Origin of the sequence: Zhengella sp. (genome assembly GCF_041397485.1) — a bacterium.
In the GTDB taxonomy this organism is placed as follows: Bacteria; Pseudomonadota; Alphaproteobacteria; order Rhizobiales; family Rhizobiaceae; genus Zhengella.
Map to the genome: position 1 here is coordinate 1 of NZ_JAWKWO010000001.1, position 12,833 is coordinate 12,833.

Genomic DNA, 12,833 nt, shown 5'->3' on the forward strand with positions numbered 1-12,833 from the left:
TTCCCGTCTTCTGGTCATGCGGGAACGGTTGCACGAGTGCCGTGCAACGATAGTCGCAGGGAAACCCATTCCGGCGACAAAAGCAATCGTCCTTCCGATAACCGAACGGAAGCGCCCTTTCGGCATTTGCGGATCGCCGTGCTTGCCGGTTCATCCGTCCCACCCGGCGGCGCCTTCGGGACGCTGCCGGAAGCACGCTTGCAAGGCGATGATTTGCCGGCTGATTTATCGCCACATCAAAACGGAACCGCTTGCGGACGAACCGGAAACCAACGGTCGAAAGGCGCTGCGCGTCCATTCAGGCCGGTGATTTTGCTCGATGATTCGCCGCATGGATTCGCAATCGGCAAAACAATGGTCTAACCTTCGTCTTTCCGCCAAGGCGTCCGCCGGCAAGGGTTTCATCTGGAAAAGCGAAGGAGAGACAATGAAGACGCAACGACAATCGGGCCTGCTTTATCCGAACCGCCGCCGCTTCCTCGGTTCAACGGCCGCCGCCGCCGGCCTGGCAATGGGTGGAGCCGCCCTGCTGCCGGGCATTTCGCGGGCCGCGCCCAACAGGGGTGGCACGCTGCGGGTGGCCAAGGGCCATGGCCAGACCACCGACAAGCTGGATCCGGCGACCTTCGAAAACGGTTTCATGACCGCGCTCTCCTATGGCATCAACGGTTTCCTGACCGGCTTCGCCCGCGATGGCTCCATCGAGCCGCAGATCGCCGAAAGCTGGGAGGCCACGCCTGACGCCAGGGTCTGGCGCTTTACCATTCGCAAGGGCGTCACGTTCCACAATGGCAAGACCGTGACACCCGATGACGTGGTCACGTCGATCAACTATCACCGTGGCGAGAAGTCGACCTCCGCCGCCAAGCCGCTGCTCAGCGCGATCACGGACGTGAAGGCGGAAGGCGATATCGTGGTCTTCACGCTGGATGCCGGCAGCGCCGACTTCCCCGCCGTCTTCACGGATTATCACCTTGCCATCCTGCCGCCGGGCGATGATCGCGGCGTGGACTGGAAGTCCGGCGTCGGCTGCGGTCCCTACAAGCTGATGAACTTCGATGCGGGCGTCTCGGCCCGGTTCGAGCGCAACCGGGACGACTGGAACCAGGATCGCGGCTTCTTCGACAATATCGAGCTGCTGTCCATCGTGGACGTGAATGCACGCACGACGGCGCTGATTTCCGGCGATGTCCATGCCGCCGACAAGCTGGACCTGAAGACCATCAGCCTTCTGGAGCGCAATCCCAAGCTGACCATTCATTCCGTGGCCGGCAACCAGCACTACACGTTCGCCATGTCGACCAACAAGGATCCGTTCAAGGATGTCCACGTGCGCCGCGCGATGAAATATGCCGTCAATCGCGAGGAACTGGTCGAGAAGATCCTGTTCGGCTACGGCTCGGTCGGCAACGACCATCCCATCGGGCGCGGCCAGCGCTATTTCAACGACGAGATGGAGCAGACGTCCTACGATCCCGACAAGGCGAAATTCCATCTCAAGCAGGCCGGCCTCGACAGTCTCGACGTCACGCTTTCGGCAGCCGACGCCGCCTTTGCCGGCGCCGTGGATGCCGCGGTCCTGTACCAGAACTCCGCAAAGGCCGCCGGGATCAACCTCAAGGTCAACCGGATGCCCAATGACGGCTATTGGGCGGATGTCTGGATGAAGCATCCGTTCAGTGCGGTCTACTGGAGCGGCCGCGCCGTGGAAGATGCCATGTTGTCCACCGCCTATGCCTCGGGCGTGGCCTGGAACGACACCTTCTGGGACAATGAACGCTTCAACGAGCTTCTGGTGAAGGCGCGGGCCGAACTGGACGAGGACAAGCGCCGGGCGATGTATTACGAAATGCAGGTCATCCTCAACGAGGATGGCGGCGCCATCATCCCGATGTTCGCCAACTGGGTCTTTGCCACGGGGCCGGAAGTGGTGACAGGCGACGAGTTCTCGTCCGTCTGGGACATGGATGGCGAACGCTGGATGGAGCGCTGGTCCTTCGCCTGACCGGCCCTGCTGCCGGAGCGTGGCGCCGCGCGGTTTCGCGCGGTGCCCTTCCCTGCCCTCCTGGCGTCATGGCCCGACGGACGACGCCAGGTCCGCCGCCGCTCCCAGAGCGAACGGCCAGGGCGACGCGGCTCCCTCGCCATCCACATGGCAAAGGATCGTTTCCACTGCTGCCAGGGCCGCGCCATCGCCGCGCGTGATCTCGATTTCCAGGCACACGCTGTCCGGAGCGGATTCCACAAGCCGTGTCTCCATGCGCAGGCGGTCGGCGGCATGCGCCGTGCCCAGCAGGCGGATACGGCATTCGCTGACGACGAAACGCACCTCGTCCCTGGCGCATCCCGCCGCTTTTGCGAGCCGGTCGATATAAGCCCGCGACGCGGCCATACCGGCTTCCATGAAATGAATCTCGCGCATTACGCCGTCTTCACCGGTCCATGAGGCGGGCACCTGGCGCTCCAGCATTGGCGTTGCGCCGCCACGAGCAGTTTCTGCCAGGCCGGCCTCATGCTGCCGGATGACACCGCCTGCCCCGCTGCCGGTCCGCTTCAGGGCCCGGAGAATGGCGACCAGATTGTCGTCGCGCAGGCGCTCCAGATCCCGGATTTCCATGTGGCCTGACTGGGCGTCGGATTGCTCCGCGATCAGGTCCACAAGTGCATCGTTGAACTCCGGGACATCCGTCAGCCGTGTCCATGGCCAGGAAAGCGCCGGGCCGAATTGCGCCATGAAGTGTTTCATGCCCGCTTCGCCACCGGCAATACGATAGGTCTCGAACAGGCCCATCTGTGCCCAGCGCAGGCCGAATCCCATTCGGATGGCCTCGTCGATCTCGCCTGTCGTGGCAATGCCATCCTTCACCAGCCACAGGCTTTCGCGCCAGACCGCCTCCAGCAGGCGATCGGCGATATGCGCGTCGATTTCCCTGTTGATGACGAGCGGAAACATGCCGATGCTGCGCAACACCTCCGCGGCGCGTCCGGTCTGCCCAGCCTCGCCCACCAGTTCCACAAGCGGCAGAAGATAGACCGGGTTGAACGGATGGGCGACAATGGCGCGCGCGCCACGCGCATTGAGTTCGGATGGCTTGAAGCCGGAGGTCGATGACCCGGTTATGGCGCCTGGCGGGCAATGGGCCTTGATCTCGGCCAGGATCCGGTGCTTGAGATCAAGCCGTTCCGGCACGCTTTCCTGAACCCAATCGGCGCCTTCCACGGCGGCGGCAAGGGCTGAATGGAAAGACAGACGTCCCTCCCGCGGCAGCGCGCTGTCGTAGAGCGCGGGCAGGCTGGCGCGCGCATGGGCCATGACCGCGCCGATCTTGCGTTCGGCCTGCGGATCGGGATCGAAAACCGCCACATCCCAGCCATTGAGCAGGAAGCGCGCGGCCCATCCGCCGCCGATAACCCCGCCGCCGACAATCGCCGCCTTTCCGGTCATCGCGGTGCCCTCTTCACAAGACCCAGTCTTTCACGCACGGCCTGCGGCCCCATGATCCTCGCCCCCATGTTCTCCACGATGGTCACCGCCCGCTCCACCAATTGCGCATTGGTGGCGAGCACGCCCTTCTCCAGCCACAGATTGTCCTCCAGCCCGACGCGCACATTGCCACCCGCCAGAACCGCCGCCGCCACATAGGCCATCTGGTCGCGGCCCAGGCTGAAGGCCGACCATGCCCAGTCGTCCGGCACCGCATTGACCATGGCCATGAACGTGTTGAGATCGTTCGGCGCCCCCCAGGGCACGCCCATGCACAGTTGCACCAGGGCGGGCGACGCCAGCGTTCCTTCCGCGACCAGTTGCCTGGCGAACCAGAGATGGCCCGTGTCGAAAGCCTCGATTTCCGGCTTCACGCCCAGTTCCGTCATCATGGCACCCATGGCGCGCAACATGCCCGGCGTGTTGGTCATCACATAGTCGGCTTCGGCGAAATTCATCGTGCCGCAATCCAGCGTGCAGATTTCCGGCAGGCAGTCGGCCACATGCGCCACGCGCGCGCCAGCGCCGATCATGTCGGTTCCCGCTTCGTTGACCGGAAACGGCGCTTCGGTGGAGCCGAAAACGATGTCGCCGCCCATGCCGGCGGTCAGGTTCAGCACGACGTCGACATCCGCCGCACGTATGCGTTCGGTCACCTCGCGGTAGAGATCGCCACGGCGTGACGGCGCGCCGCTTTCCGGATCGCGCACATGGCAATGCACGATCGCCGCACCGGCCTTGGCCGCATCGATGGCGCTGGCGGCGATCTGTTCCGGCGAACGCGGCACATGCGGTGAGCGGTCCTGTGTGGCGCCCGAGCCCGTGACGGCACATGTGATGAAAACGTCCCTGTTCATGGCAAGCGGCATGCCCGCAATCCTCCCATTCGGTCCTGACCTTCCCTTGCAGGGTGAAACGTCCTGCACCCCTCGTGTCAATGTCCGCCTGGCCTTCCGGTGGCGTCATTGTTGCGGCCAGCCCATCCGGGCGGTCCGGCAAATGCACAAAACGGCTGAATTTTTTCCCGGTAGACGAAACCGGAGAGCGCCGCGTCTCGTAACGAAACCTTGACAGCCCACGTTCATCCGGGTGCGGGCGCCCGCCACTTCAATCGACTGCATTCATGGCCTTCAAGCACGAAACCGACCCTGCAAGACCCGTCCTTCTTCTGTTCCGTCACGATCTGCGGATGTCCGGGAATGGCGCCCTGGATGCGGCCGCGGCCAGCGGCAAACCCGTGGTGCCGGTCTATATCCGCGAGACGGGCGGGCCGCGTTTTCGCGCTCCGGGCGCAGCGTGGCTGTGGTGGCTGCATCATTCGCTCGAAAAACTGGCGGCCGCGCTGGAAGAGACCGGCGTGCGCCTGTCGTTTCGCTCCGGCATCCAGCGTGACATCGTGGAATCGCTTGTGGAGGAAACGGGCGCCGACATGGTTCTCTGGAACAGGCGCTACGACCCGGCAGGCATGGAGGCCGACGCAGAGATCAAGTCCGCCATGAAGGAGTGCGGCCTGCATGCCGAGAGCTTTGCCGGCGCGCTTCTGCATGAACCTTGGCAGGTGAAGACGGGTTCAGGCGGCTATTACAAGGTCTACTCCCCTTTCTGGCGTGCCTTCAGCGCCGGTTTCGAGCTCCAGGCGCCGGCGGTAGCCCCGCGCGCCTTGCGCCGGTTCGACGGAAAGGTGACAAGCGAAGCGCTGGATGAATGGCGGCTTCTGCCCACAAGCCCGGATTGGGCCGGCGGCCTGCGCGAGACATGGAAGCCGGGCGAAGACAATGCCCACCGCCTGCTGGATGCGTTCCTCGACGGCGCGATCAAGGGCTATCGCGACGAACGCGACCGCCCGGACATTGAGAGCACATCGCGCCTCTCGCCCTATCTCGCCCATGGTGAAATCTCGCCCTGGCAGATTTTTCAGGCCATCGAGAACCGGACATCCATCGACGCGCGTCCGAAGGATATCGAGCATTTCCGCAAGGAAGTGGGGTGGCGCGAGTTCAGCTACCACCTCCTCTTTCACAATCCCGACCTTGCGACCCGAAACTTCAACAGTGATTTCGATTCCTTCCCGTGGGGACCGATCGGCGACCGGCTGGAGAAATGGCAGAAGGGCGAGACCGGATACCCGATCATCGACGCCGGCATGCGCCAATTGTGGCAGACAGGCTGGATGCACAACCGGGTGCGCATGGCTGCCGCGTCGTTTCTCATCAAGCACCTGCGCGTGCATTGGCGCCATGGCGAAGAATGGTTCTGGGACACGCTGGTGGACGCAGACCCGGCCAACAACGCGGCAAGCTGGCAATGGGTGGCAGGCTCGGGAGCCGATGCCGCCCCCTATTTCCGCATCTTCAATCCGATCCTCCAGGGCGAGAAGTTCGACACGAGGGGCGACTATGTCCGCCGCTTCGTTCCGGAACTGAAGAACCTGCCGGCCGAAAAGATCCACAAGCCGTGGGAAGCCCGCCATTCCATACTCGACAGTGCCGGCGTCACGCTCGGCAAGACCTATCCCGAACCGCTGGTCGATCACCAGCAGGCCCGGGACAGCGCCCTTGAAGCCTACAAAACCATGCGGGGAGAAGCATGACCATTCACAAACCCGACTTCACGTTGCCGCGGGGACAGCGCATCGCCGTCATCGGTTCGGGCATTTCCGGCGCTTCGGCCGCATGGGCGCTTTCGGCCATTGCCGATGTCAGCCTCTACGAGGCCGGCAGCCGTGCCGGCGGCCATACCGCGACCGTGGATATCGACTATGACGGCACGCCGATCAGCGTGGATACGGGCTTCATCGTCTACAACGAACTGAATTATCCGAACCTGACCGCGCTGTTCCGCCATCTCGATGTCGAGACGGTGGAGAGCGACATGGGTTTCGCGCTGTCGCTCGACAATGGCCGCCTTGAATGGTGCGGGTCCTCGCTTGCGCAGGTATTCGCGCAGCGCCGCAACGTCGTATCGATGCCCTTCCTGTGGATGCTTCGCGAGATCCTTCGCTTCAACCGGCAGTGCCGCGCGGACAAGGCGGACGGCTTGCTGGCTGGCATCAGCATCGGCAATTATCTGAAACTGCGTGATTTTTCTCAACGCTTCATCGACGATTACCTCATACCGATGGCGGCCGCGATATGGTCCACCCCGCGAATCCGCATGATGGATTTCCCGGCGGAAACCTTTGTCACCTTTTTCGAGAATCACCGCCTGATCGATTTCGAGCGGCCGGTCTGGCGCACCGTCAAGGGCGGGGCGCGGACCTATCTCGACAAACTGCTGGCGCCGCTGGGCGAGCGTGTGCGTCTTCGCGAGCCTGTCACGGCCGTTCATCGCGAGGGCGATGGCGTGCGGGTCGCCACCGCCAGGGGGGCAGCGCGCTATGATGCCGTCATCATCGCCGCGCATTCCGATCAGGCCCTTGCCATGCTGGCCGATCCGTCGCCGGCCGAAACATCGATCCTTTCGGCCGTCGGCTACCGCGAAAACCGCGTCATCCTGCATCGCGATGAAAGCCTGATGCCGCGCCGCCGCCAGGCCTGGGCGGCCTGGAACTACCTGCGCGACAGCCGCGACGACGGCACCGCGGAGGTGGCGGTGACCTACTGGATGAACAAGTTGCAGGCCATCGACGCATCAAAGCCGCTGTTCGTGTCGCTCAATCCCCCGCGTGAACCGCGTGCCGGAACGGTCTTTGGCGAATACAGCTATGCCCATCCCCAGTTCGACGCTGCCGCCCTTGCCGCGCAAAGGGCGCTTCCGTCGATCCAGGGTGCGCGCAACACCTGGTTTGCCGGCGCATGGACGGGGTTCGGGTTTCACGAGGATGGACTGAAATCCGGCCTTGCAGCCGCCGAACAGCTTGGCGCGGTCATCCCGTGGCGCGAGCCTGCGCTGCCGGTGCATGAAGACCTCGTGGCAGCCGAATGAACGAACGGTCGAAGGCAATGCGGCAGCGCGTGAGAAACCTTCTGGAGAACGGGCCGCCGCCGGACGCCGCGGCGACGCTCTATACCGGGCAGGTCATGCATCACCGGCTCAAGCCCTTCGGCCACCGCTTCACCTATTCGGTGGCCAGTCTGGTCATCGATATCGACCGGCTCGAAGAGGCTGGCCGCCTGTCGCCGCTCTTCGGTGTCGACCGCGCCGCGCCGCTGTCCTTCCGGGCAAGCGATCATCTGGCGGAGGGATTCGCAACCCTGCGCGAGCAGGCCGATTCGCTGCTGGCGCGCGCCGGCGTCGCGGAACCCGCGGCGCGCATCCTGCTGATGACCTATCCGCGCATGTTCGGCTATGTCTTCAACCCGATATCAACCTGGTTCTGCCATGGCGCCGATGGCCGCCTGATTGCCGTTCTCTATGCCGTCAGCAACACGTTCGGCGAGCGTCACACCTATGTAGCGCCCGTCTCGGAGGGGGAGCTTTCGCCTGCGGGATTGCGCCAGAGCCGGGACAAGCTGTTTCACGTCTCGCCGTTCATATCCATGGATGCGCGCTATCATTTCCGCGTTCTGCCGCCGGGACGGGAGGCGCGCCTGCGCATCCACGAGACGGAGCAGGGAACCCCGGTGCTTGCCGCAACGTTCAATGGATGCGCGTTGCCCGTGACCACCGCCACGCTTTCCGGCCTGCTTTTGCGCCAGCCGTTCATGACGGCGAAGGTGATCGCGGGTATCCACTGGGAAGCGCTGAAACTCTGGCTGAAGGGTGCCCGGTTTCATACCAGTCCGCAGCCGCCCGGGGCCATGGCAAGCTGGCAGGGCGGCCGGGCCCTTGAACCGGGCGAATGACAGGATATTCTAAAGCTGCATTGTCCGGATGCGGCTTTCCAACATCGGGAGCGACAGATGGGGCATGAGCAAACAGCCGATGGCAGTTTCGACGGCGCGTTGCGCCTGACCGGGCCGGCAGATGTGGCGGCGGCGGCTCGCGGTGTGCCGGCGCGCATAAAGGCAATCCTCAAGACACTGACCAGCCTGCCCTGCGGGTCGCTTGCCATCCGCATGCCGGACGGACGCGCTGTCCGGGTTGGCGGCAACGGCCCCGGCCCCGACGCCCAGGTCATCCTGCACAACTGGAACCTGCCCATGCGCGCCATCACCGGCGGCACGATCGGCGTGGCTGAAACCTACATGGCCGGAGACTGGGAGAGCCCGGACGTCACCACATTCCTCGAATTGTTCATCGTCAACACCGAGGAGGGCGAGAAACTTGCCGGAGGCTCGCCGCTGCTGACCGCGTTGCAGCGCCTGCGCCACTGGTTCAACCGGAATTCACGCACCGGATCGCGGCGCAACATTTCCGCTCACTACGATCTCGGCAACGCCTTCTACCGGGAATGGCTCGACGAGACGATGACCTATTCCTCGGCGCTCTATGCCACGGGGGCAAACGACCTGGCGTCGGCACAGCGCGCAAAGTACCAGGCGCTGATCGACGATACCGGCATCCGGCCCGGCGACCATGTGCTGGAGATCGGCTGCGGCTGGGGCGGTTTTGCCGAGTATGCCGGAAAGGCCGGTGCCCGCGTGACGGCGCTTACCATCAGCCGGGAACAGCATGATTTCGCGGCCCGGCGCATCCAGGAAGCCGGCCTTGGCGAGCAGGTCGAGATCCGTTTCCAGGATTACCGCGACGAGACCGGCCGCTATGACAGAATCGCCTCGATCGAGATGTTCGAGGCGGTGGGCGAGGAATACTGGCCGGTCTTCTTTTCCAAGGTGAAGGAAACGCTGAAACCGGGCGGCACCGCAGGCATGCAGATCATCACGATCAATGACGAGGCGTTTCCTCTCTACCGCAAGCGGCCGGACTTCATACAGCGCTACGTCTTTCCCGGCGGCATGCTTCCCTCGCCTTCGGAACTGGTACGCCAGGGCCGGAATGCCGGCCTTTCCTATATCAACGAGCGTCTGTTTCCGCAGGATTACGCCCGCACGCTCGCGGAGTGGCGCGAGCGTTTCCACGGCGCCTGGGAACGTGTCGCGCCGCTGGGATTCGACACCCGCTTCCGCCGGTTATGGGAATTCTATCTGCACTATTGCGAGGCCGGTTTCCGCAGCGAATATATCGATGTACGCCAGGTGGTCTACCGGTCGTGACATTGCCGGGCGGCGCGCTCAAAGCAATTGCGGATCGATTCCGCGCCCTGCCCTGTCCACCACTTCGCGCAGGGCAAACGTCGAGTTGATCTTCGTGACATGGGGCAGCGCCGTCAGCCAGTCGCGGTGGATGCGTTCGTAATCCTGCAAATCCCTGGCCGCGATGCGCAGGATGTAGTCATACTCGCCGGCGACAAGAAAGCAGGCCATCACGTTCGGCACTCTCTTGATGGCGGCCTCGAAATCGTTGAGCGTCTTCTCGAACTGGCCGGACAGCGAGATGTGAACGATGGCGGTCAGCCCGAAACCCAGCACCTTGTTGTGCAGGCGGGCGTGATAGCCACGGATCGCGCCGGTCTTCTCAAGCGCATCCAGCCGGCGCGAGCAGGCGGATTGAGACAGGCCGACCTTGTCGGCCAGCGAGGCATTGCTGATGCGCCCTTCCGCCTGGAGCGTGGACAGGATGGCAATATCAATCTTGTCTAAATTCATTTGCGCAAACCATTTGCGTTGTTTCGCGTGTTTAGAACAAGAATCCACCAATTTTTCAAGCTCTCACCCGGAACAATGCAAACCCATTCGGCGTCTGTTCAGGGACAATAAGCCGCATGTGAATTCGCCGTTGAGGAGAGCGCCATGCGCATCGGTTGTCCCAAGGAAATCAAGAACCATGAATATCGTGTCGGGCTGACGCCCGGCTCGGTCCGCGAATATATTGCCCATGGCCACGAGGTCATCGTCGAAAGCGGCGCGGGCGCAGGTATCGGGGCTGACGACAATGCCTATCGCAGCGCTGGCGCGGCAATTGCCAAGACGGCTTCCGAAGTGTTCGAGAAGGCCGACATGATCGTCAAGGTCAAGGAACCGCAGCCGTCGGAATGGGTGCAGCTTCGCGAAGGCCAGATCCTCTATACCTATCTTCACCTTGCGCCCGATCCGGAGCAGACCAGGGGGCTTCTGGAAAGCGGTGTCACCGCCGTGGCCTATGAAACGGTAACGGACGACCGCGGCGGCCTGCCGCTGCTGGCGCCGATGTCGGAAGTGGCAGGGCGTCTTGCCATCCAGGCCGGTGCCACGGCCTTGCAGAAGGCCCATGGCGGCCGCGGCGTGCTGCTGGGCGGCGTGCCGGGCGTGCTGCCGGGCAAGGTCGCGGTGATCGGCGGCGGCGTTGTCGGCCTCAATGCGGCCAAGATGGCGGTCGGCCTGGGCGCGGACGTGACCATCATCGACCGGTCGATTCCCCGCCTGCGCCAGCTCGACGACATCTTCAACGGCCGCGTCCATACGCGCTATTCCACCGTCGAGGCTCTTGAGGAAGAGTGCTTCTCCGCCGACTGCGTGGTGGGTGCGGTTCTCATTCCCGGCGCGGCTGCGCCCAAGCTTGTCAGCCGTGAAATGCTTTCAGGCATGAAGAAGGGCGCGGTGCTGGTGGATGTGGCGATCGACCAGGGCGGTTGCTTCGAGACCTCGAAGGCCACCACCCATGCGGAACCGACCTACGAGGTCGACGGCATCATTCACTATTGCGTGGCCAACATGCCCGGCGCGGTGCCGGTCACCTCGGCCCATGCCCTCAACAATGCCACGCTGCATTATGGTTTGCAGCTTGCCGACAAGGGTCTGAAGGCGCTGGCGGACAATCCGCACCTTCGCAACGGACTGAACGTGCATCGCGGGCGCGTGACCAACGCCCCGGTGGCCGAAGCACTGGGCCTTGAAATGGCAGCGCCTGAACTGGCGCTCAAGGTGGCCTGACGGTTCCTCCCGTCCGGCCCTTCACCTCGACCGGTGGAACCGGTCTGCGTTGCAGGCCCCGGCTTCGGGCCGGACAAACAAAGGCCCGCCGATTCAATCCCGGCGGGCCTTTTCTTTCGGCCTGTCACTCCCAGGCCTCGATACGTTCCACCGACCATCCGACGGGTTGAAACCCGGCTTTCTGGTAAAGGAGCAGCGCGTGCGGGCTGTCCAGCGTATTGGTCTGCAGCGTGATCTTTTCAGGCTCGTGAGCGAATGCGGCATGGACCGCCTCCGACAGGAAGTAGCGGGCAAGTCCCCTGCCCTGGAAATCCGGCAGGAGACCGAAATAGACGATCTCCGCGGCCGCCGGCATGTGCGCGCGCCCGATTTCGAAGAACCCCGCCGGCGCGCCATCGCAATAGAGCACGGTGATCTCCACGGCCTTGTCATGGATCGCTGCGCCGAGCGCGGCATCGTCCAGCCCGCGGCGCATCTGCCAGTGATGTGGCCGCCCGACCTGTTCATAGAGCCAGCGATAGAAGGCGGGCGGAATGCCGGGCGCGCGCATCAGCGCCAGACGCGGGCCGGTTGGCATGGCAACGCGTGGTGGCCGCCGCCGCATTTCCAGATGCGTGACCCGTGTTTCCAGCATCGGCACGGTGGTCAGCTTCCCGTTTCCACCGGCGTATCGCTGCGTCCGCCCCATTCGGTCCAGGATCCGTCGTAAAGCCGGTGATCGTCGTGGCCGGCCTGTTCCAGCGCCAGGATCAGCACCGCGGCGGTGACGCCCGAGCCGCAGGACGTGACGACGGGACGGGACAGGTCGACGCCTGCCGCCTCGAACCGTGCCTTCAGCGCATCGGGTGCGAGCAACTTGCCGTCGCGGGAAAGATCGAGCGTGGGCACGTTGATGGCGCCAGGCATGTGGCCGGAGCGAATGCCGGCCCTTGGCTCCGGATCGGTGCCGGCGAAGCGGCCGGCCGGCCGTGCGTCGACGACCTGCGCGCTGCCCGTATCCACGATTTCACGCATCTCGTCGAAGAAGACCACTGCCGCCGGGTCGAATTGCGGCTTGAAGAAGGCGCCTGCACAATGGGTCTGCTCCGCGGTCACCGGCCGTCCCTCGCGCTTCCAGCCATCCAGCCCTCCCTCCAGGACATGCACGTCGCGGGCGCCAAACGTGCGGAACAGCCACCACACGCGCGGCGCGGAGAAGAAACCGGGGCCATCATAGACCACGATCGTGTCATGGACGGTGATGCCCATGGAACTGGCATGTCGCTCGAATTCCAGCGGCGAGGGCAGCGCGTGGGGCAAATCAACCCCCGGCTCGACAACCAGATCCTGGTCGAAAAAGACGGCGCCGGGTATGTGCGCCTCGGCATATTCGGCCTTGGGATCGCGGTTCTGCGCCGGCAGGTACCAGGAGCCGTCGATGATGGAGAGGCCTGGCTGGCCCAACCTTTGCTGAAGCCAGTCTGCGGTCACGATCACGGGGGCTGCGTCATTGCTCATCT

General features: G+C 64.0%; 12 protein-coding genes. 7 read left to right on the top strand and 5 right to left on the bottom strand.

What is annotated here, in order from left to right:
- A partial coding sequence (locus R3D65_RS00005) for a hypothetical protein (RefSeq protein WP_371273180.1) occupies window positions 1-363 on the top strand: 363 nt, incomplete at its 5' end.
- Window positions 364-427: 64 nt separating this feature from the next.
- Window positions 428-2,005, top strand: a complete 1,578-nt coding sequence (locus R3D65_RS00010; RefSeq protein ID WP_371273181.1) for an ABC transporter substrate-binding protein — start codon at window positions 428-430, stop codon at window positions 2,003-2,005.
- Window positions 2,006-2,071: 66 nt separating this feature from the next.
- Here the strand turns inward: R3D65_RS00010 and R3D65_RS00015 are convergent, their stop codons facing one another.
- On the bottom strand, window positions 2,072-3,445 hold the full coding sequence (locus R3D65_RS00015) for a 3-hydroxyacyl-CoA dehydrogenase NAD-binding domain-containing protein (RefSeq protein WP_371273182.1): 1,374 nt from the start codon (window positions 3,443-3,445) through the stop codon (window positions 2,072-2,074).
- Window positions 3,442-4,353, bottom strand: coding sequence for a 3-keto-5-aminohexanoate cleavage protein (locus tag R3D65_RS00020; RefSeq protein WP_371273183.1), 912 nt, complete (start codon window positions 4,351-4,353; stop codon window positions 3,442-3,444). Before R3D65_RS00020 ends, R3D65_RS00015 begins: the two co-directional genes overlap by 4 nt.
- Before the next feature lie 254 nt (window positions 4,354-4,607).
- Here R3D65_RS00020 and R3D65_RS00025 point away from each other — a divergent pair, with 254 nt between their 5' ends.
- Genes R3D65_RS00025 through R3D65_RS00040 form a run of 4 tightly spaced genes read left to right on the top strand, consistent with a single transcriptional unit; the run spans window position 4,608 to window position 9,579 of the window.
- Window positions 4,608-6,074 (top strand): deoxyribodipyrimidine photo-lyase, encoded by a 1,467-nt coding sequence (locus tag R3D65_RS00025; protein ID WP_371273184.1) that lies wholly within the window; start codon window positions 4,608-4,610, stop codon window positions 6,072-6,074.
- Window positions 6,071-7,408: an NAD(P)/FAD-dependent oxidoreductase gene (locus tag R3D65_RS00030; RefSeq protein ID WP_371273185.1), complete on the top strand. Its 1,338-nt coding sequence runs from the start codon at window positions 6,071-6,073 to the stop codon at window positions 7,406-7,408. Before R3D65_RS00025 ends, R3D65_RS00030 begins: the two co-directional genes overlap by 4 nt.
- A gap of 17 nt (window positions 7,409-7,425) precedes the next feature.
- The gene (locus R3D65_RS00035) at window positions 7,426-8,268 is read left to right on the top strand and encodes a DUF1365 domain-containing protein (RefSeq protein ID WP_371274321.1); all 843 of its coding nucleotides are present in this window, start codon (window positions 7,426-7,428) and stop codon (window positions 8,266-8,268) included.
- 57 nt (window positions 8,269-8,325) lie between these two features.
- Complete coding sequence (locus R3D65_RS00040) at window positions 8,326-9,579, top strand: class I SAM-dependent methyltransferase (RefSeq protein ID WP_371273186.1); 1,254 nt, start codon at window positions 8,326-8,328, stop codon at window positions 9,577-9,579.
- Between the two features lie 18 nt (window positions 9,580-9,597).
- On the opposite strand, the gene R3D65_RS00045 is transcribed toward R3D65_RS00040, so the two are convergent.
- A complete protein-coding gene (locus tag R3D65_RS00045; RefSeq protein ID WP_371273187.1) occupies window positions 9,598-10,071 on the bottom strand; it encodes an Lrp/AsnC family transcriptional regulator in 474 nt (157 codons plus the stop codon).
- 144 nt (window positions 10,072-10,215) lie between these two features.
- Here R3D65_RS00045 and ald point away from each other — a divergent pair, with 144 nt between their 5' ends.
- Window positions 10,216-11,334: an alanine dehydrogenase gene (gene ald, locus R3D65_RS00050; protein ID WP_371273188.1), complete on the top strand. Its 1,119-nt coding sequence runs from the start codon at window positions 10,216-10,218 to the stop codon at window positions 11,332-11,334.
- A gap of 124 nt (window positions 11,335-11,458) precedes the next feature.
- On the opposite strand, the gene R3D65_RS00055 is transcribed toward ald, so the two are convergent.
- Both R3D65_RS00055 and sseA read right to left on the bottom strand, forming a co-directional pair.
- Window positions 11,459-12,022 carry a GNAT family N-acetyltransferase gene (locus tag R3D65_RS00055; protein WP_371273189.1) on the bottom strand — a complete coding sequence of 188 codons (564 nt, stop codon included), beginning with the start codon at window positions 12,020-12,022 and terminating at the stop codon, window positions 11,459-11,461.
- On the bottom strand, window positions 11,980-12,831 hold the full coding sequence (gene sseA / locus R3D65_RS00060; protein ID WP_371273190.1) for a 3-mercaptopyruvate sulfurtransferase: 852 nt from the start codon (window positions 12,829-12,831) through the stop codon (window positions 11,980-11,982). The genes R3D65_RS00055 and sseA overlap by 43 nt, the downstream gene beginning before the upstream one ends.
- Between the last annotated feature and the right edge of the window lie 2 nt (window positions 12,832-12,833).

Bases quoted from the DNA above. Each gene is read 5' to 3' on its own strand.
- R3D65_RS00010 (WP_371273181.1), top strand. From the start codon at position 428: ATGAAGACGCAACGACAATCGGGCCTGCTTTATCCGAACCGCCGCCGC.
- ald (WP_371273188.1), top strand. From the start codon at position 10,216: ATGCGCATCGGTTGTCCCAAGGAAATCAAGAACCATGAATATCGTGTC.
- sseA (WP_371273190.1), bottom strand. From the start codon at position 12,831: ATGAGCAATGACGCAGCCCCCGTGATCGTGACCGCAGACTGGCTTCAG.
- R3D65_RS00035 (WP_371274321.1), top strand. From the start codon at position 7,426: ATGCGGCAGCGCGTGAGAAACCTTCTGGAGAACGGGCCGCCGCCGGAC.
- R3D65_RS00030 (WP_371273185.1), top strand. From the start codon at position 6,071: ATGACCATTCACAAACCCGACTTCACGTTGCCGCGGGGACAGCGCATC.
- R3D65_RS00025 (WP_371273184.1), top strand. From the start codon at position 4,608: ATGGCCTTCAAGCACGAAACCGACCCTGCAAGACCCGTCCTTCTTCTG.
- R3D65_RS00040 (WP_371273186.1), top strand. From the start codon at position 8,326: ATGGGGCATGAGCAAACAGCCGATGGCAGTTTCGACGGCGCGTTGCGC.
- R3D65_RS00015 (WP_371273182.1), bottom strand. From the start codon at position 3,445: ATGACCGGAAAGGCGGCGATTGTCGGCGGCGGGGTTATCGGCGGCGGA.
- R3D65_RS00020 (WP_371273183.1), bottom strand. From the start codon at position 4,353: ATGCCGCTTGCCATGAACAGGGACGTTTTCATCACATGTGCCGTCACG.
- R3D65_RS00055 (WP_371273189.1), bottom strand. From the start codon at position 12,022: ATGGGGCGGACGCAGCGATACGCCGGTGGAAACGGGAAGCTGACCACC.
- R3D65_RS00045 (WP_371273187.1), bottom strand. From the start codon at position 10,071: ATGAATTTAGACAAGATTGATATTGCCATCCTGTCCACGCTCCAGGCG.